Origin of the sequence: Thiomicrorhabdus sp. Milos-T2 (assembly GCF_000702325.1) — a bacterium.
Lineage (GTDB): Bacteria > Pseudomonadota > Gammaproteobacteria > Thiomicrospirales > Thiomicrospiraceae > Thiomicrorhabdus.
Window position 1 is genome coordinate 2045359 of record NZ_KL370891.1, and the last position, 20057, is coordinate 2065415.

Here is a 20057-nt window from a genome sequence, read left to right on the forward strand (position 1 = left end):
ATTTATGGAGTGGGGTTTGTTTTTTCTTGGCTCTACAGCCAAGTTCTTCGTTTGGTTACTTTTTGCCAAATTGCAAAAAGTAACAGGAAGCCTGAGTGACAAAATTTAAGGCAAAGGTGTAATATTTTAAAAGGCTTCTCAATCTATGTACTAAATAGTGTATCCACTCCATTATTTATTTTTTTCAAAGGTTCTAATTATTTAAACTCACCAGGCCTGGTAACCTGACATAAATGGTATTAAAAAAACTCTTAATAACAAGCTCCGAAAAGTCGTCAACCCTTTTATTGAGAATTAATTGCATTTAAGAATTTGTTTTGATATCCTACTTCTAAATAAAAACTATTATCATTTGAAACCTTATGCAAGCACCCCAACACTCCATCCAATTATCACAATGCCATACTGGCCAAGTCTGTCAAATAGTAGCCTTAAATGGCAAGTTAGAGATGAAACTGCGCTTAGTAAACTTAGGCTTTCACACTCATAGTATTGTTGAAATGATATTAACAAGAGGTCACAACCTCGTCATCAGCGTTGATGGTAGCCGTTTTGCCATTGATAAAAACATGGCCGAATATATTCAAGTAGAACCTTTAGCATGACCGTTATCAAACCCAAAATTAAGTTTAAAAAACAAATACCATTAGGAAAACACGCCTATCAAATTGCGCTAATTGGTAGCCCAAACTGTGGCAAAACCACACTATTTAATCGTCTTACGGGTTCGCAACAAACTACAGGAAATTGGCCTGGCGTAACCGTTGAACAAAAAACAGGAAATTTTGAGCTGAATGATAAGTTATATCATCTCATTGACCTTCCTGGGGTTTACAGTCTAGAGCATTCTGAACAGAGCGGATTAGATGAGAAAGTGACGACCTCTTTCCTAAAGTGTCAGCCCGTTGATCTAGTTCTAAATATTGTGGATGCAACGAGCTTAGAGCGCCAATTATTTTTAACCGCTCAATTGTTACATATGGGATTACCCGTTGTTGTGGTGCTAAACCGCATGGATTTACTTAAAGAGCGTAATTTACATATAGATGTCGATAAGCTCTCTCAACAATTAGGTTGCCCGGTTATTCCTGTTTCTGCTTATTACAACAAAGGGATTGACCAACTCAAACAACACCTTCCTCAAATGCTAAATAAGCATACTGATTTGCATTTTGACCTCCCAGAAGCCTTGCATACTTCTGTGCATGCGGTAAGAAACGAACAGCAAAACCCTGATTCAGAATCTTGCTGGAAGACATTACAAATGCTAATTGAGCCAAAGGTAGCTCCTCTTGAATTGCAAAGTTTTTGTGAAACTGAAAAGAAAAAAATCGAAACCCATTACGAAGAAGATTTAGCACTTATTGCGGCTGACTTATACTTTCAGTATGCCCATGATGCCACTCATGCCAGTCAAGAAAATACGGATCAATTTACCCGAAACACGACCGATAGCATTGACCGCTGGACTTTGCACCCCCTTTTAGGGATGCCCATTTTCTTAACCATTATGTATCTAGTATTTGCACTCTCTATTAGCATAGGAAATGCATTCTTAGACTTTTTTGATTTAGGCGCACAAGCACTCTTTGTGGATGGACCTTCTGCACTATTACACTCTATTCATGCACCTGAATGGGTCATTGCCTTTTTGGCAAATGGTATTGGTGGCGGTATGCAAGTTGTGGCAACCTTTATTCCTGTTATTGGAGCTCTTTTTTTACTGCTCTCAATTATGGAAGAAACCGGCTATATGCAACGAGCCGCTTTAATTATGGATGGTTTAATGCGCCGCCTGGGTTTATCCGGACAAGCATTTATACCGTTAGTGGTAGGTTTTGGTTGTAACATCCCTGCTGTACTAGCAAGCCGTACCTTACCCGACCAACGTGATCGCATTATGACGATCATGATGACTCCCTTTATGTCTTGTAGTGCACGTTTAACCGTTTATGTCATGTTTGCTACTGCATTCTTTAGTGAAAACGCAGCGTTGATAGTATTCTCACTTTATCTTGTGGGAATCTTAGCCGCTATTCTCACCGCTATTTTATTAAAGAAAACACTGCTTCCCGGTGAAGCCCCTGCTCTATTAATGGAACTGCCTATCTACAATAAGCCAGCGGTTATCAATGTGTTATTGAATACACGTAATAAGCTAAAAAGCTTTATTTTAGATGCGGGTAAAGTCATTGTATTAGTGGTATTAGTCTTAAACTTCTTTAACAGTTTAGGAACAAATGGCACCTTTGGACATGAAAATCAACCTTCATCTGTGCTTAGTACCGTCGCCAAGGCGGCAACCCCTATTGTAGAACCCTTGGGCATCACAGAAGAAAACTGGCCTGCTACGGTAGGATTATTTACCGGTTTACTGGCTAAAGAAGTGGTTGTGGGTTCTTTAGATGCACTTTATCAAAGCGCTGAACAAGAAACGATAGAACACTATAGCTATGACTTTGTTGGGGCGATACAAGAAGCGCTAAAAACGATACCTGAAAATGTATCAAACATATTTTACGACATACCTGACCCATTAGGTTTACAGTCGATTGATGGCGTTGCTGATAAAAATGAAATTGCAGAAGAACAAGGCTTTACACCTTCTACACTTGATAAAATGGTGCAATTTTTTGATGGCAAAATAGGCGCATACGCTTACCTATTATTAATTTTATTGTACTTTCCTTGTGTTGCCACGTTTGGAGCGATTAAACAGGAGTTGGGCTGGCGTTGGGCGATATACAGTGGGAGTTGGAGTATGTTTTTAGGCTATAGCGTAGCAGTAGGTTTTTATCAAATAGCAACCTATTCACAACACCCTCTACAAACATTAAGTTGGATTGGCATAATTCTTTTAGCCTTTGCTATTTTGGTGGCAGCATTATGGAAGCAAGGAAAACCTTACAGAAATCAAACTGCTGCACTCTAAGGTAATTGCGTATGATTTTATTAGATTTAAAAAAATATATTAAACGCCATGAACGTGTCTCTCTTCAAGATATTCAACGTCATTTTGATATTGATGAGCAAGCCGCAATAGGCTTAATGGAACCTCTACTCCAACAAGGCCATATTCAAGAATTAATACCCAATACTAATACCGATTCATGCTCATCAGGTAAATGTTCAAGTACATGTCATCAAGTTAGCAAAGGTTCAGATTTTCAATGGATTGATAAACCGATTAAACCGCTATCAATTCCGGTACAAATTCTTTAGAATACCACTCAATACAACAAATATTTTAGGTTCGATACTGCATGAATAAATGGTTCAGAAAAGGCAATGCTCGACGCTTTCATCGTGTAGATATACCTATACGCTTTTTTATCGTGCCGAGCTCTCCTATCAAAGACCGTGAAATTTATGCTACTGGTGCCGACTACTTTCCACCAACTTTAGTCGATATGATTGAAACTAAAAAATATCATACTATTCACTCTGTTGAAAAAATCAAAGAACAGAGCGAATTGGTCACAAAAATTTTTAACGATGTTATTGAAGACATTGAGTTTTTTGGGGAATGTGCCAAAAACGTCTCTATTGGTGTCAACCCCAAAAATGATGTTAGTTATTGGTTGAAAGTAAAAGAGAAGCTAGAAGGGTTCTCTTCCATTCATAGTATTAAAGCTAGCTCGCCTAAGACATTTCAATACTTATCATTAATTGAAGAAAAGTATTTAAGTTATTTACAACGCTTAACTAATAGCATTGGCCAATCTACGCCTGAACACTTTTATGTTGAGGGTCTTTTGCCCATCGGATATAAACTTGACGAAATGATAGGCGTTTTTCAAAACCCCAAATTTTCAAAGATACCGCTAATTCAAGCGATATTACACTTAGCAGAATTCTTAGAAGCCTATCTAGATGTTTATCGACAAATTAACGATGATAATTACATCAAACAGTTTCCTGAAAACTGGCCAAATCAAATTGGCAACTTAAGTGCGAGTGGATTAGCCGTTTTACTTCCTAAAAGATTTGAATTGTACTCTCGAGTCGATGTTTATTTGTATTTTGAACACGACAATAAAATCATTAACTTTGATGGCAGTGTGGTTGACTTACGTGAAGACAATGAAAACCACAGAGAACGGGTAGCAATTAACTTTGAATTTCCAAATGGAAACGACCAAGACTATATACAAAATGAGATTCAAAAGCAAGAAGTCAAAGAGTGCATGAAATTTGCTTTATACTCATAAGAGAGTTTATTAATAACCAAGTTAATAACTAATTAATAACTAATTAATAAATAATACCGCTAAGCCATTACAGATAACGAATTGTCCAAACACCATTGAGAACCCAAAAAAATGCCCGGAAGTAATCACGACATTGATGCTAGTTTTATGGATGCCTTACCTTTTTCAGTCAGAGCAGCCGCTGCGGACCTCATTCGTTACTCAAGTTTAAAAGATATGCTTTCATTCAAATTAGAAGGACCTTCTGAATTTTTAAAAGATCGCTTTCCCTTATCAGAAGATCAATGGTCAGCTGTTTTAGATGCGGTTATTTTAACTAAAATAAGCTATTTTAAAATCGAAGTTAACTTTCCCAATCGTTATATAGATAAACTCATTGAAATAGCCTGTTATGCACGCGGTTTATCCGCTAACGACCCTATGGAACTATATCAGTCGGTACTTTCAGAGCACCCTAGCTTTGCCCGCTGGATTAAAACAGCCATTCAAACAAAACAGGCTAATATTCGTATTCAACATAGTTCAAATACATAAAAAAAGGTCTTAGATGGCCTTTATATGCCTTTATCACCAGAAGTTCAGACTTAACCCGCCAGCCATTAATAAGATAAAGCAACTGAAACAATGGCATCTCTAAGCTCTTTACGCTGTTCAAACAAGGTTATCTTTTGTTCCTGCTCAGAGGTTAGCAAATCAAATTCAACACCAACTCGATAGGGATGAATCTGTTCGTTGGTCTCTTTCTGAAAGATAATTTTACCTCTACAAATGAGTATTTCACCGTCAATATCCATAAAGACATCCATAATACTAAACAGTTTATAAGGCGAGGTTGATAAAAAACTAAAACCACCCGCGCTTAAGTTCACCCGATAATTCTTCCATTCATGCGAGTGGGAAATCTCTCTATAAGCCTCTTTTAGTCTTTCTAATACCTTGGCTTGTAAGTTCAACTTATCTAACATCAAACGAAGTACCTTAGCGGGCAAAACGCCACTTTGAGCTAATTCATCAAGGTTTTTAACATATTTTTTATCATCAAAAACCTCTAACGAGGCTTTGGAATAGATAAAAATCTTACCATCAACACTGCCTGTTACAACGGTTTGCAACTCCTCAATATACTGATTGATTTGTTCATATAAACCTAAAATTAACGGCCCAATAGATGACGACTTCTTACTTGAAGGAGGGCTAAATTTCTTATCTTCTCGGGTTCTAAACTTATAATCATCGGCTAAACGTGGATCATTCGACTCCATTAAATGTTCAATCAACCACCACATAAAATCTAAACGATGATTTAACACATAAAATACATAAAGCGCATTGGAACTAGCATCAAACACTTTTTCTAACCAACCACTTAACTGGGCATTTAACTCTTTTAAACCCTCTTCTTCAGCCAAAGAAATCAATTCCCTACGCTCAGCACTTAAATGTTTTCCATAGCGGTCAACCGGCTCTAGATGCATGGGTAAAATTACATCGTAACGAAAGTAACGACGGGCGTTGTTAGACATAAAGAAGAATCCTAATTAATTTCTCGAGCAAAGGTCTCATCTAAAGACCGGGGTTAAATTATCACAGGGCTTGCTTTCAAAAGCAAAAGCCTGACCAAATCCTTTAACATAACCGCCTTTGACTATGCTTAATTGAATCATATGAAAATCACTTAACCCACTAAGCACATCAACAACCTCGCCAAACTGCTGCTGAAATAGCCCTAAAACTTTAGAATAATCACTATTCTCTCTTTCAACCTCATTGGCTAACAATTGCAAAGTCATACGTTCTCTAGCAAAGAGCTGTTCTGCTTGTGCTTCATCAGCGATTAAAATTGCACTTACCAGGCCTGGTAAATCAAAATCTAAGGTGTCTTGTCCTTGGGATTGGGTGTGATAACGATTACCCTCAATTAGCCACAATAAGTTTTGAGTATGTTTAGCTAATTCACTGACATAGATATAGATTTTTTCATCATACAAAACAAACGGAGCCACACTGGTTTCAAGTTGTCCTGTTGCATCTAACGTACTTAACACTAGGCTTTTTTTACTTTTAAAAAAGGCTTTGCATTGTTGTTGATTAGTCATATCTCACCTTAGATTTATATAGACCTTTGCAAAGGTCTCTTACAGTAAACGGGCTTTTATCCAATCGGCAATATCTTCAATTTCTTGCATGCAGACACTATGCTCCATGGGATAAGTACGCCATTCAATTTCAATTCCCTTAGATTCAAGAAAGTTCTTTGAATCTTGTGCAACCGTTATAGGAATGACTTGATCGTAATTACCATGCGCCATAAAAATGGGGCAAATAGCTGAACGGTTAATACTTTCCTTAAAACAAGGCTCAGGATAATAAGTGGATAAGGCTAAGATACCGGCCAATGATTCAGAACAATTTAGTCCTGCATTTAAGGCTATTAAACCGCCTTGAGAAAAACCCGCTAACAAAATGTTTTTTACCTCAATACCAAGCTGTTTTTGCTGGTCGATACTTTCATTAATCACCGCAACCGATTGTTCAACACCATTTATATCAACTCTGTCGGCTATCTCCATGGACACTATGTCATACCAAGAGCGCATGGTCATACCGCCATTAATGGTTACTGGTTGCACAGGAGCATGAGGAAAAATAAAGCGAATGGTATGATTTTCTGGCAACTGAAGTTGTGGCAAAATCCCTTCAAAATCATGACCATCCGCACCTAAACCATGCAACCAAATCACCACAGAGGTTGCTTTTTCTTGCGGCTCAACCACAATACTTTCATCTAAATCGGCTAAGGTATAGCTAGGTTTCATAGTTGGGTTATTAATAGAGCTCATTATGAACTTAATCTCCTAAAAAAGAATGATAGGAATTTTACCATGAGACCTTTGCACGAGAGTATGTACGAAAGAAAAATGAGGAAAAATTTGCCTGATTGCGGCGGGAAACGCAGGGAATAGCTAGCTATTCGCAAGTTTTTCAACAAAAATCAGGTGAATTTTAACCATTTTTACTCGTGCATACTCTCGTGCAAAGGTCTCACCATGCCTAGTCACGGTAAATGACGGACTATAAGCCCTGCACTAAGATAGATTTGTTAAAAGATTCTCTATGCCAGCGATTTTCTATCGTGAGTTATTTGTTTTCCTCTGTTAAAATAACGGCTTTTTAAAGATGGCTAAATTCCATTTTTAGCTTGGCTTGCAATAAGAATAAGTTAATAAGAATAAGTTCAACGTAGATTCACAACAATAGGATGTAAATCGTGCCAAATCCACTTTTAATTAGCATTATCTTATGCTCAATCATGCTATCCGCTTGTGGTAAAAAAGGGCCGCTCTACTTACCTGATGAGCCAAAAAAACAAGCGATGAATACTTCTAAGGTCTCTAGTATCAATATGCCGCAGCAAGCTTTAAGATTAGCCACTATCCAAACCCGATTGCAACAGGACAAATCATGACTCCAGCGTTTAGCTATAAAAACGACGGGCTTTATGCCGAAAACGTTAGTATTGAATCTTTAGCCAAAGAATTTGGTACTCCGCTTTACATCTATTCTCGTAGCGAACTTGAAAACCGCTGGACAGCCTTTGATTCCGCTTTTGAATCGCAGCCACATTTAGTTTGTTATGCGGTAAAAACCAACTCAAATATTGCCGTATTAAATGTCTTAGCTAAACTAGGTGCGGGCTTTGATATTGTCTCTTTGGGTGAATTAGAGCGCGTTTTAAAAGCCGGAGGAGACCCTAAAAAAGTGGTTTTTTCTGGTGTTGCTAAGCAATCAGCAGAAATTCGTCGTGCTTTAGAAGTGGGCATTCGTTGTTTTAACTTAGAATCACACGCAGAACTCACTCGTATTCAAACCGTAGCTGAACAGATGGATTTAATTGCCAATATCTCTATTCGAGTGAATCCAGATGTGGATGCTAAAACGCACCCTTACATCTCTACCGGCCTTAAAGATAATAAGTTTGGGGTAGATATCAATACCGCACCTGAATTATATGCTGATGCCTGCGCCTGTTCACATATTAACCCCATCGGTATTGACTGCCATATTGGTTCGCAATTAACTGAAATCACCCCTTTTGTTGATGCGTTAGAGCGTGTATTAACCTTAAAAAACACCTTAGCAGAGATGGGAATTGACATTCATCACCTCGATTTAGGTGGCGGTCTTGGTATTGAATACACCGATGAAACCCCACCACTTATCAAAGACTACATTCAAGCCTTATTACATAAATTGAATGATTCCAGCGTTGAAGTCATTATTGAACCTGGGCGAGCAATTGCCGGTAATGCCGGTGTTTTGGTAACCGAAGTAGAATACTTAAAACCAACTGAACACAAAAACTTTGCCATTATTGATGCGGCGATGAATGATTTAATTCGTCCAGCCCTCTACCAGGCCTATCAGGATATTGTGCCTGTAGTTCCAAGAACCGACGGTGAAACAGCACAATGGGATTTAGTTGGACCGGTTTGTGAAACCGGCGATTTCTTAGGAAAAGACCGTACTCTTAATTTAAAAGCAGGCGATTTATTAGTGGTTAAATCGGCCGGTGCTTATGGCTTTACCATGAGCTCAAACTACAATACTCGCCCAAGAGCGGCTGAAGTCATGGTAAAAGATAACCAGGCCTGGTTAATTCGACCACGTGAAACCTATGAAGACCTAATGGGAACAGAGCAGATTATCCAGGATTAATTCAAAATTAATCTAATATGCTTAGCTGCTGACCTACTTTACTCGAAGATTGTTTAAAAATCGTTAAGCAATCAACCTAGAGCAAAATAGAGATTACCCGGTCAAGCCGGGTAATGACATATTTTGGATTTATGGAAATAATGAATTTTAGAATGTTAACTAAAATCCTTTTATTTTAAATAACTTAGCGCTAAATACAAACCCTCTTCATTTATATTAACTTTATACTGGCTTTATTTATATTTACTTTAATTAAGCTACCAGGCCTGGTAGCTTCAATATTAAGAGATCTTTGCAATAGAACCCAAACGCTCACTTTAGCTTTATTCTTGCCTTAGCTGACTGGCTTGCCATAGATGCAGGGTGGAGAGTTGTTTTGCTCCTGGCAAGCTATTTTCTAGGCCTCTTACTCTTAGAATAGAGTTCATTTCCATGACATTATTCGTCACTTGCGGACTCTCAGGTAAATGCGCATAAGTTAACGCTGCCCATATGCCCTCTTCATCTTTCCAAGCAACTAAAATACCTTGGTTTTTTGTTTGCTTAAGAGCTTCTTCATGCGCAATATATTCTGTTAACCAAATGTGTTGCTGAATTTGAGTCAACGTAATCCAGTCGTCTAATCCATGCATTACTTGTGGCTCAGTGGTTAAACGTTGCTTTAAGTGTTTTTGAGTGGCGCCATGCTGCTTAATTTTGGCATCACGACTTTGATTAATCGCTTCAACTAACCAGGCCTGGTAGAGTTCGCTGACTTCTACCAAATAACGACATTTTCCTATCTTATCGACAACATCATCGCTGTACTGCAAAAATTCTGCCGCACGGTAGGCATCCTCTAAGAGGGCCAACATGCTTTGACATTGCATTGGCCGACAAGGCAATTGTGCTAAGGCATGATGCAATTTACTGCCAATTAATTCCGGAAAACGTGCCGCTAAAGATAAGGCCATAGAGTTAATTCTTGGCAGCGTTTGCAAGGCATTTAATCGCTGTTCGTCTAATAAGCAGGTTTCTATCTGTTCAGCAATTTCTTTCGTTACCCAGCGTAAGCGTAAGTTGGTTAAAAACTTGATGGTTTCGGCCTTTCCAGGCCAACCAATGCTTTGTGCGATTTGCGCTCTTTTGCCAGATAATAAAGCCACTATTTCAGGTTCCTCCAATCCTGAAGTCACCAATCTCCACGCCAGCATGGGGGCATGATCAAGCAACTCAAAAACCTGTGGATATTTTCCTGCGTAGTGCAGCAATGTCATTTGATGTGATGGAAACAACGCACAACTATCTTGAACCCATTTAGGGATTTGTTTACGCCAATCAGAGAACTGAGGGTGATTAGACCACCCCATCATTTTGAAATAGCTAGGGTAGTTTGGAATAGGTTGAGCGTTAAGCATCATATTATCCCAACTAATAATAGTGACCACGCCTTCTTGCGGAAAGAGCGTGCGAGCATCTATATAAAGTTTTTGCTCAAACTCATCCCAAAAACAAAATTTAGCGAGCATTTTTTGTTTACGGTCTTGAGCCGTTAACAGGCCAGGCGTTTTCATCGCGTTAACTCGCATCCTCTACTTTAAAATACCATTACCAGCTTGCCGAAACTTTAAAGAATAGGGTTTTGATATATTCAGTTTCTGGAATAGCGGGATGAATGGGATGATCTGGCCCTTGATGCCCTTGTTCAAACAATTGCACATTACGATCAATATGACGTGAAGCAGACTGAACGGCTTGTAATAAATTATCTCGTGTTAAATGATGAGAACAGGAGGCGGAAACCAAAATACCGTCTTTTTCTAATAGACGCATTGCTAATTCATTAATACGGCGATAAGCTTCAAAGCCCTGTTTAAAGTCTTTTTTACGTTTAATAAACGCAGGAGGATCAACAATGACGATATCAAACTTCTCAGCTTCCATTTTCAAGGCATTTAATACATCAAACGCATTCCCTTGAATGGTGGTCATTTTGTCTGCTACCCCATTTAAAGCCGCGTTATGATCAACTCCATCTAACGCAAATTCAGAAGCATCTACACAAGTTACCGTTTCAGCACCAGCATTTGCTGCCGCAACGCCCCAGCCGCCTAAATAACTAAACACATCCAGCACACGTTTATCTTCTACCAGTTTTTGCAAACGTTGACGTGAACAACGATGGTCATAAAACCAACCTGTTTTTTGCCCCTCTTGAACCGGAATTTCAAACAAGGTATCGTTTTCAGTAATCACTAAAGAGTCAGGTAATTCTCCTGCCACCACCTCTTCATACAAAGGTAACCCCTCTAGAGTTCGACTAGATGTGTCATTTTTCATCACAATAGCTTGAGGATGGTACAAATTCTCTAATACTTGAAGAATATCGTCTTTAACGACTTCCATACCTGCCGTAGTAATCTGTACCGAGAAAACATCACCAAAACGATCAATTACCAGGCCTGGTAAACCATCTGAATCACCAAAAACTAAACGATAAAAGGGTTGATCAAAATTCAATTCACGTAAAGCTTGCGCTGCCTGAATGCGTTTTTTAAGAAACTTAATATTGAATTCAACCTTGGTGCTACGGCTTAAAATACGTGCACAAATTAATGTATTAGGGTTAACAAATGCTAAGCCTAATGACTTTCCGTTGGAAGCCTCAACAATCACTTGTTGACCCGGCTCAAAAGCTTTTAATGGCGTCGCCGTGGTATCCACTTCATTGCTATATACCCAAACATGACCTTGTTTAATACGGCGTTCTTCATTCTTTTTTAATCGTAGGCTGGCTAACATGAAATACTCTCTTTTTCTTATGCTTAGTTTTTATGTTCAATGGTCTCAAGTTCAATTATTAATAGAGACTTGTGCAAAGGTCTCTATTAATTTGTAAAAATTGAACTTAACCTGAAAAAACAACAGTCAAATACTATACTAATTTAATAACCCATCATCATGAGATTAGAATTATTTTTCACTTTTGTGATGCTTGATATTGAAGCTTGGACAAACGCCTTAAGTCCCCTTGTAATAAATGGCGCAAAGTTCTTAGTGTAGTGAACGGTCAAAAAACGCTGCTGTTTGAGTGCAGCGAGTTCAGCGTTTTCAGTTCACAAACTTAGAACTTGCCCATTTATGGAGTGGGGTTTGTTTTTTGGTTACTTTTTGCCAAATTGCAAAAAGTAACGGGAAGCCTGAGTGACAATATTTAAGGCAACGGTTAATATTTAAAAAGGCTTCTCAATCGCTGAACTGTCTGATTAAATCTAAGCGTTTAGATATTATGAGAACATAAAATAAAGAAGAGGTTTAACCAAAAAGGTTAAGCCTCTTCAAATAGGTCGTTGACTCTGACTAACTAGATTTTTTAATTGTAAACCGCTTTGTAAACTTAACCATCAATCAGTTTTTGATATTCATCATCCGTCAATAAATCTTCTAATTCTGCCTCATCATGTGCGGCAATTTTAAATAACCACCCACCATCGTAAGGCTCTTCATTGATTAATTCAGGGTCTTCTTCCAAATCTTCATTAATAGCGATAATTTCTCCACTGACTGGAGCAAAAATATCCGATGCTGATTTCACCGATTCAAGTGACATGGCTTCTTCCCCTGCGGCAATATCTGTCCCTAATTCAGGATAAGTCACACTCATTAATTCACCCAAAGATTCTTGAGCAAAATCGGTAATCCCTACGGTGGCAACACCATTCTCATCAATATAAACCCACTCGTGGGTTTCAGCGTACTTTAAATGACTAGGTAAAACACTCATACGATTTCCTTTATCTGCGATCTTTACAAGAGATAAATGCAAAGATTCTCATGGATTTAAGAGAATAGGTTTTCATTGTGGGAAAAATATTGGATGGCTTTCTATACTCAACGTTTTAAACACACCTTTTGCCTAGATTACCGCTCCTATTCAAATCGGCTCTATGCAAAAATCGTTATTATACTGAGTATGCATGAGTAATGTTTAAAAGCGTCACCAAACTTACAAATGAATGCCTGCAGATGAATCATCTGTCATTTCAGCTTTTTCAACTCGGTTTCGGCCATTTTCTTTAGCTTTGTAAAGGGCTTTATCAACTCGTTTAAACATTGTTTTGTCATTATCCCATCGAGTCATTCCAGCCACACCAAAGCTAACCGTTAACTGCGTAGGTAAAATATTAGCTGGTAAATTTTCTATGGATTTACGTAAACGTTCTGCGGTTTGGTAAGCAAATTCCAAACTGGTTTCAGGCATAATAATGACAAATTCCTCTCCACCAATTCGACAAAACACATCCGTTTCACGTAGTAAACGTTTAACCTCTTCACTTAAAGCAATTAAAACTTGGTCGCCCACTTCATGACCAAAAGTATCATTAATGTTTTTAAAATAATCTACATCAAACATTAACAAAGCTAAATCGGAATGATAACGATGCGAGCGTTGTATCTCTTGAATAAGTGTTCTATTAAACACCAGACGATTGGAAATTCCCGTTAACGTATCCGTTTCTGACAAGAGCTCTAAACGTTGCTTGTAAGTTTCTTGCTCGGTAATATCATGCATAATGACACTAAATAGCGGCTTGTCATAAAGGTTAATTTCAGCAACTTTAATCACAAAATAATGAAGCTCACCCTGTTTTTTTATCATCGCTTTATGTTGTTTGTCAGGATGTTTTAAAACATAATCTAACCAATAAACGCCCTCCATTTCAGTTTGCAAATACCCATCGTTAATTTCAAAGGTATCGCACACACAAGCATATTCTTTAAGAAATTCATCAATAGAAGCAAAGTCAGAATAAAATTCAAAAAACTGTTGATTGGCTTCTATAATCCGATGATGATTACTTACAAAAATAATCTCTGAAGCCGAATCCAAAACATGGCGATAGTAGCTTAAGCTGGTATCTGAACGAGTCTTAAATAGATAAACAAACATTAACAATAAGCTCAGTATCGTTACCATAATGGCAACATATAAATAACGTTTTTTGAGTTGTTCAATGTCTATAACATTCAAGACTTCATCTGAACTAAAGGTAAACCAATAACCCAACACAAGTCCACTATCATTTTTAATTGCATGTTGAGTAATGACTCGGTGATGATTAACGCTAATATCAAGGCTTTTAGCAAACCGTTGATCCGCCATATCTTCTAAATAAACGGCATTCTCTTTTAAAACAGGGAAGTTAGCTACATAGTAATCGTTTATAAAACTTTGACTCAATGCCTTAGTCAACTGCCTTTTATAACGCTTATCGACCAAAATAACCGACTCTATTCCCTGGCTATTTTTTAAACGTTCCGCTAAAGGTGTAATATTAGAAATGACCTCAACAATCCCAATCAGTTGATTATTGTTGTCTAACAAAGGCACCATTGATTTTAACGTTAAGCTAAATTTACCTACACTTACACTTTGAATGACTTGTGGGGTTCTTAACATTTTTCGTACATCTGCTCTAACAGAAACTAAAGAATCCCCCACTTTATCTGTCCAGCTGCGATAACGGCTGATGCCCTCTTTATCTAAAACCTGAATCCAAAAGCCTTTATATTGAGCGTGCAACGCCAACTCATCCAAAATTCGACGTAAAGAAAATGATGACTCAGGGTGGGTATGACATTCCTGACAAACAAAACTACGTACTTCGTGATTTTCAGATAAGACTATTGCAAGTGCAATAGAAGCTTCCCGCCGGTGATTGATTAGGCTATTAATTTCGCCATTTAGAGTATGGTAATACTTAGATTGCACATCAGCATAAAGCTGCGCCTTAGCGCTTCCATATAGCCAGTAAATAGCAAACATCATAAGCAGTGTGGCTAACAACGTCGAGATGATTAAAGGTTTAGCATGTTTAAAAAAATTCATAAATTTAATAATGCCTCTTCTCTTTTTTAGCTCACTTCACTTTAAGCTTAGTTTAATTTTGCGCCTTTTCACAAAGGGTTGCAAATCTCATTGCGGTTAAGCTATTTATACCCATATTAATAACACTTAAAGAGCTTTGCACCCACAGGGCATAAACACGAGAATATGTGCGAAGCTAAAACTGAGAAATTGTTGCCGTTACCACTCCCCAAATCACAATATCAGAAGACTCTCTCACTAAAATCGGAGGGTAGTTTTCATTTTCAGGAACTAACCAAGTCCCTGTTGATTTCATAGACAATCGTTTTACCGTCAACTCGCCATCTAGAGCAGCAATAACTATTTTTCCATCTTGTGGCTCAATACTTCTATCCACCACTAGAATATCACCATCTAAAATCCCAACATCCTTCATAGAATCGCCCTGTACAGACAATAAAAAAGTCGCCTCTTTATTGCGAATCAGTTTTTCATTTAAATCCAAACGTGCCTCTATATAATCCTCTGCGGGACTGGGAAACCCAGCTACCACTTTATGGGCATACAATGGCAATTCAGCAGGTTCAGTCTCCTCTGGCGGTAAATGCCAAACAAAAGGCGAATCACTTTGTGCTTGGTTAGAAGGGATAATGTCTTGCGCCGATTGTAAACTTTGGCTGTTTTGCAAATTTAACCAGGCCTGGATAGCCGAAACCTTAGACTGAGGGATACGCATGACTTTGGTTGGCTCACCAAATTTACCAGACCCTTTCTTGCGCCCAGCACCTTGACGAACGCCACCTCGAGAAACGTCAGAAATCCCATTATTTTGCTTTTTAGTCATTGTTTTTTACTCATGTTCAATTTACTTTGATTTATGTTACACTTTTCAAAATTAAATTATACACTATGACAAAATTAAATGACCATTTACGCTTTAGTTGACGGAAACTCGTTTTATGCCTCCTGCCAAATAGCCTTTCAACCAGGCCTGGTAAATCGCCCAGTTGTGGTTTTATCAAATAATGATGGTTGCATTGTGGCGGCTAATCAAATTGCGAAAAACCTAGATTTACAACACATAAAAACCAATAGTATGGGCTCTGGTGGATATCATGCTGCTACGCCAGACAGCATGATGTTTCAACCCTTTTTTAAAGTCGCGCCTTTATTAAAGCGTTACAACACAGCCGTATTTAGCTCAAATTACGAACTCTATGCGGATATGAGCCAACGCATGCATGCCATTAGTGCACAGTTTGCCACAAGACAAGAAATTTACTCTATTGATGAAAGCTTTTTAGATTTTACCGGCATGCCAAAAGAGAGTTTACACTCACACGCTTTGGCTTTAAAAAAACGCATTGCGCAATGGATTGGTATTCCGGTTGCGGTAGGCATTGGGCACTCAAAAACCCAAGCTAAACTGGCTAACCATTTAGCTAAAACCAATGCTGATGGCGTTTTAGATTTAACCCAAATGCCAGAATCGGCATTAGATGCATTATATAAAAAAGTTAAAGTCGGCAAGGTATGGGGTATTGGCAAACGTCTTTCTGAACAACTCATTAATCAAGAGATTAAAACCGTATACGATTTAAAAAGCGCGAACAGTAAAACACTTAGAAAACGCTTTTCGGTTAACGTTGAACGCATCGCTTTAGAGCTTAATGGTCAAGCTTGCTTTGATTTTCATGAAAAACCAGATAACAAACAAAATATTGTTTCATCACGCTCTTTTGGACAAAACGTGCTAGATTTTACGACAATGCGAGAAGCCGTCAGCAGCTATACCGCAACGGCGGCGGCTAAACTGCGTAAGCAACAAAGCACCTGCCAAGCGTTAACCGTATTTATTAACACACCGCGCTATCAAACCCATTTAGCACAATATCAAAACCAATACACACTGCCACTTATTTACCCAACCGACAGCACAATTTTATTAACCAAAATTGCCTTACGAGCTCTACAACATATTTGGTACGAAGGATATGAATACCAAAAAGCAGGCGTTATGCTGACTAACATTCAAACTAAAACCAACTTACAGCCTGATTTATTTGCACCTAACCCACAATATTCAGGTAATCCTAAATCCGATAACTTAATGAAAGCATTAGATAACATTAATCAAAAAATGGGTAAAAACACCTTACAGCTGGCGAGTAGTGGATTGCAAAAAAATCGTTGGCAAATGAACCGTAATTTAATGTCCAAGCGCTATACCACGCGATGGGAAGAACTACTAAAAGCCTATGCCGGATAACGCTATTTAACAATCGAAAAAACCAACTTGAATCTAAACCTTATCTTCAATCAACGCATCAGGCTGCCAAATATTATCTTTATTGTTTTTTAATCTATGCGTGAAATCGTCTACCGTCAACGGCTTTGAAAAATAGTAACCTTGGATAGTCAAGCCTGGATATTGTCTCAAGAAATCAATTTGCTGTGGGGTTTCTACCCCTTCAATCACCACTTTCATACCCAGCGCTTTTGCCATTTCAATCGTATGGTGCACAATAAGCTGATCAGATTCTTTTTCCATCATTTTGCGGACAAAAGCTTGATCAACTTTTAGTTCTGAAAAGTGACAACGATCAATATAACTTAAACTAGAATAGCCGGTTCCATAATCATCCAATGCAAACTGGCACCCAGATTTTTTTAACTTCTCCATATCATGCTGAATGCGAGCATCATCAGCCAACATAACCGATTCAGTCACTTCAAAGATCACTTGTTCCCACTCAACGCCTGACTGTGATACCGCATTTTCAAGCATCTTCACAATATTAGGGTTACGAAATTGTAATGCTGATAAGTTAACTGAAAGCGTTGTATCGTCGTCTATTGCAAACTCTTTCAACCAAGATTTATATTGCATTAGCGCCTCTTCCAACACCCACAAGCCAACCCGATCAATCAACCCCATTTCTTCAAGAACGGGAATAAACACCATAGGTGAAACAATGCCACGCTTCGGATGAGCCCAGCGAATCAAGACCTCTAAACCATTGAGTTTACAAGTATCTAAATCAATTTGAGGCTGGTAAACTAAATAGAATTCATGATTAATAAGTGCTTGTTTTAAATCGCGCTCCAACAACAGTTTTTCATAAGCGGCGTCATGCATTTCACGAGTATAAAATTGATAGCTAGCATTATGGTTTCCTTTAATGCTATACATTGCGGTATCTGCCGCCTGTATGAGTTCCTCAGCGGTTTGGCCATCTTGCGGGTAGAGACTGATCCCCATTGAAGCCCCAACTTGAAGGGTATAATCTCCGACCATAAAAGGAGAAGAGAATAACTGATCTATTTGCCATGCAATTTTTTCCATCTCATTCACACTAGATAAGTCGGGCACAAAAATAACAAACTCATCCCCTCCAAACCGAGCCACTAAATTAGGTTTTTTAAAGCCCTGGCTCAAAGATTTTGTAATGGCAACTAACAGTTGGTCTCCAACAATGTGACCGAGTGAATCATTAATCGACTTAAAGAAATCTAAATCTAAGAAGATAAGTCCCGATTGCTTAGTTTCACCCTGTTTCAAAGCCAAATTAACATGGTCTTGCAATAATCGTCGATTCGGAAGCTGCGTTAACACATCATGATTGGCTAAGAACACCAATTGCGCTTCCGCCTCTTTCTTTTCGCTAATGTCAGAGAAAATACCAATAAAGTGTGTTAATTCACCCTTGTCATTTTTTAAACACGTAATTAACAACCATTCAGGATAAATTTTACCTGCCTTGTTTTTATTCCAAATCTCGCCTTGCCAAACCCCGTCATCACAAATTTTTTGCCACATCTGCTCGTAAAAAGCACGATTTTGACGACCAGAGTTCAAATAATTCGGGGTTTTTCCAATGATTTCGGTTTTTTGATACCCTGTCATCTTCGTAAACGATTCGTTGACATCCAGAATATTCTGATGACTATCGGTAATCATCACTGACTGAGGGCTGCTTTCATAAACTCGACCCATTAACCTAAGCTGATCTGCATAAGCGGTTTTTTGTTTAATTTCCAGTTGTAAATAATCCACTAATGTTTTGAATGAGCGCGATAAAATACCCACTTCATCCTGCTTATTAAATAGCGGTATTTTGGTCTGATTGTTTCCTGAATAAATGGCTTGTGCGGCCTCTGTAAGCTTTTCTAAGGGTTGCGTTGATTTAGAGACAATACGATAGACAATCGCGATTAACAGTAAAATAATAACTAATGTGAAAAGGAGGTTAATTTTAACTTGATGCCAGAAAGGAGCCATGACAATAGACTTGTTTTCTCGGGCAAGCACAACCCATTTCAACATGTCATTACTAACAGAAGACTCATAAGCTGAAGCGGTAAGATAGGAGTGTTGATCAGACCAAGTTTCAAACCCAATACCATGACGATTTTTTAACGCCTGCTGGAAGAAATCATATTGAGACAAATCAATTGAGTTAGATGGCAAGCGGGCGGTACCCATTAATAAAGCACCATCAGTTTTAGCCACTAGAAGATCAATATTCGCCAAATTTGGCGATGCCAGGATTTTGTCACGCATTTCAAACGCCCAATCCCAACCTAAATGGCCACAAATCACCCCTAAAAGCTGGCCGTTTTTATCCCTTATTGGCGCGGAGACATCCACTAATCTAAGAGGTAAGTCATCCCACTTAGGTTTCGGCATAATTTTTGATAATAAAAATGCATCATGCACACTGCCCAAATGTGGTCCTTTAGCCCCTTCCATAAACCAACTGCGCTTAAAAACATTTTTACCAACCAACAACCCCTGGGTGCCGGTGAGAATATTGCCTTTCGCATCGGTCATGCCTATCCAAGCATAATAAGGATAAGAATCTCTCATTTTTTCAAAAATGGCACGTTTCTGTTCAAGACTGACATTGGGGTTTTGGATATCGGGGAGGTGCGTCAGCATTTGTATTTCTGTCGTTCGACTATGCATATCCTGGCTTAATTGATAAGCCATTCCAGAGGACAGTTGCGACAATAATTCCCCCCTATTCTCAACCGTCATACGTTCATAGCGAAATGACGATAATAGAACAATCAGAATAACGACGAACAAAAGCCCCGCCATTAAGGAAAGTATTAAACGACCACGAATGGAATTAAAAAAATGCATAAAGTACCAAGAACATAACAAAGATGAATAACCTTATAAATTATACTTTATTACCACAAACCGTGTTCATTAAAAATTTGTTATATTTCTAATTGAGCACAAGACTCTTAAAAAGGCGATTCACCGGTAGAAC

General features: G+C 38.4%; 17 protein-coding genes. 8 read left to right on the forward strand and 9 right to left on the reverse strand.

Annotated elements, in window-relative coordinates; genetic code table 11:
- Positions 1–362 precede the first annotated feature (362 nt).
- The 5 genes from BS34_RS0109285 (at position 363) to BS34_RS12330 (ending at position 4745) form a co-directional block, all read left to right on the forward strand.
- On the forward strand, positions 363–605 hold the full coding sequence (locus BS34_RS0109285) for a FeoA family protein (RefSeq protein ID WP_029408247.1): 243 nt from the start codon (positions 363–365) through the stop codon (positions 603–605).
- Positions 602–2932: a Fe(2+) transporter permease subunit FeoB gene (gene feoB / locus BS34_RS0109290; protein ID WP_029408248.1), complete on the forward strand. Its 2331-nt coding sequence runs from the start codon at positions 602–604 to the stop codon at positions 2930–2932. The genes BS34_RS0109285 and feoB overlap by 4 nt, the downstream gene beginning before the upstream one ends.
- Before the next feature lie 11 nt (positions 2933–2943).
- Positions 2944–3222 (forward strand): FeoC-like transcriptional regulator, encoded by a 279-nt coding sequence (locus BS34_RS0109295; protein WP_029408249.1) that lies wholly within the window; start codon positions 2944–2946, stop codon positions 3220–3222.
- A gap of 41 nt (positions 3223–3263) precedes the next feature.
- The gene (locus BS34_RS0109300) at positions 3264–4211 is read left to right on the forward strand and encodes a PilZ domain-containing protein (RefSeq protein WP_029408250.1); all 948 of its coding nucleotides are present in this window, start codon (positions 3264–3266) and stop codon (positions 4209–4211) included.
- A 111-nt stretch (positions 4212–4322) separates the two neighbouring features.
- Positions 4323–4745, forward strand: a complete 423-nt coding sequence (locus tag BS34_RS12330) for a hypothetical protein (RefSeq protein WP_051640779.1) — start codon at positions 4323–4325, stop codon at positions 4743–4745.
- A gap of 65 nt (positions 4746–4810) precedes the next feature.
- On the opposite strand, the gene BS34_RS0109310 is transcribed toward BS34_RS12330, so the two are convergent.
- From BS34_RS0109310 to BS34_RS0109320, 3 genes are read right to left on the reverse strand one after another with little or no spacing between them, the layout of a single operon-like run.
- Complete coding sequence (locus tag BS34_RS0109310; RefSeq protein WP_029408252.1) at positions 4811–5734, reverse strand: PilZ domain-containing protein; 924 nt, start codon at positions 5732–5734, stop codon at positions 4811–4813.
- A gap of 36 nt (positions 5735–5770) precedes the next feature.
- Positions 5771–6307, reverse strand: coding sequence for a HugZ family pyridoxamine 5'-phosphate oxidase (locus tag BS34_RS0109315; RefSeq protein ID WP_029408253.1), 537 nt, complete (start codon positions 6305–6307; stop codon positions 5771–5773).
- Between the two features lie 39 nt (positions 6308–6346).
- A complete protein-coding gene (locus tag BS34_RS0109320) occupies positions 6347–7051 on the reverse strand; it encodes an alpha/beta hydrolase (protein WP_233993184.1) in 705 nt (234 codons plus the stop codon).
- A 428-nt stretch (positions 7052–7479) separates the two neighbouring features.
- Here BS34_RS0109320 and BS34_RS0109325 point away from each other — a divergent pair, with 428 nt between their 5' ends.
- Together BS34_RS0109325 and lysA are read left to right on the forward strand one after the other, a co-directional pair.
- Entirely contained in the window at positions 7480–7677 is a 198-nt protein-coding gene (locus tag BS34_RS0109325) for an LPS translocon maturation chaperone LptM (protein WP_029408255.1), read from the forward strand.
- Entirely contained in the window at positions 7674–8927 is a 1254-nt protein-coding gene (lysA, locus tag BS34_RS0109330; protein WP_029408256.1) for a diaminopimelate decarboxylase, read from the forward strand. Before BS34_RS0109325 ends, lysA begins: the two co-directional genes overlap by 4 nt.
- Before the next feature lie 323 nt (positions 8928–9250).
- Here lysA and BS34_RS0109335 read toward each other — a convergent pair whose 3' ends face one another.
- From BS34_RS0109335 to BS34_RS0109355, 5 genes are all read right to left on the reverse strand, one after another.
- The gene (locus tag BS34_RS0109335) at positions 9251–10480 is read right to left on the reverse strand and encodes a hypothetical protein (protein WP_029408257.1); all 1230 of its coding nucleotides are present in this window, start codon (positions 10478–10480) and stop codon (positions 9251–9253) included.
- A gap of 34 nt (positions 10481–10514) precedes the next feature.
- On the reverse strand, positions 10515–11708 hold the full coding sequence (locus BS34_RS0109340; RefSeq protein ID WP_029408258.1) for a class I SAM-dependent rRNA methyltransferase: 1194 nt from the start codon (positions 11706–11708) through the stop codon (positions 10515–10517).
- Between the two features lie 595 nt (positions 11709–12303).
- Entirely contained in the window at positions 12304–12690 is a 387-nt protein-coding gene (gene gcvH / locus BS34_RS0109345) for a glycine cleavage system protein GcvH (protein WP_029408259.1), read from the reverse strand.
- A 222-nt stretch (positions 12691–12912) separates the two neighbouring features.
- The gene (locus BS34_RS12665; RefSeq protein ID WP_051640780.1) at positions 12913–14796 is read right to left on the reverse strand and encodes a sensor domain-containing diguanylate cyclase; all 1884 of its coding nucleotides are present in this window, start codon (positions 14794–14796) and stop codon (positions 12913–12915) included.
- 175 nt (positions 14797–14971) lie between these two features.
- A complete protein-coding gene (locus BS34_RS0109355) occupies positions 14972–15619 on the reverse strand; it encodes a LexA family protein (protein WP_029408261.1) in 648 nt (215 codons plus the stop codon).
- A gap of 78 nt (positions 15620–15697) precedes the next feature.
- Here BS34_RS0109355 and BS34_RS0109360 point away from each other — a divergent pair, with 78 nt between their 5' ends.
- A complete protein-coding gene (locus BS34_RS0109360; RefSeq protein WP_029408262.1) occupies positions 15698–17044 on the forward strand; it encodes a Y-family DNA polymerase in 1347 nt (448 codons plus the stop codon).
- Positions 17045–17077: 33 nt separating this feature from the next.
- Here BS34_RS0109360 and BS34_RS12670 read toward each other — a convergent pair whose 3' ends face one another.
- A complete protein-coding gene (locus tag BS34_RS12670; protein ID WP_084151605.1) occupies positions 17078–19924 on the reverse strand; it encodes an EAL domain-containing protein in 2847 nt (948 codons plus the stop codon).
- Positions 19925–20057: the final 133 nt, after the last annotated feature.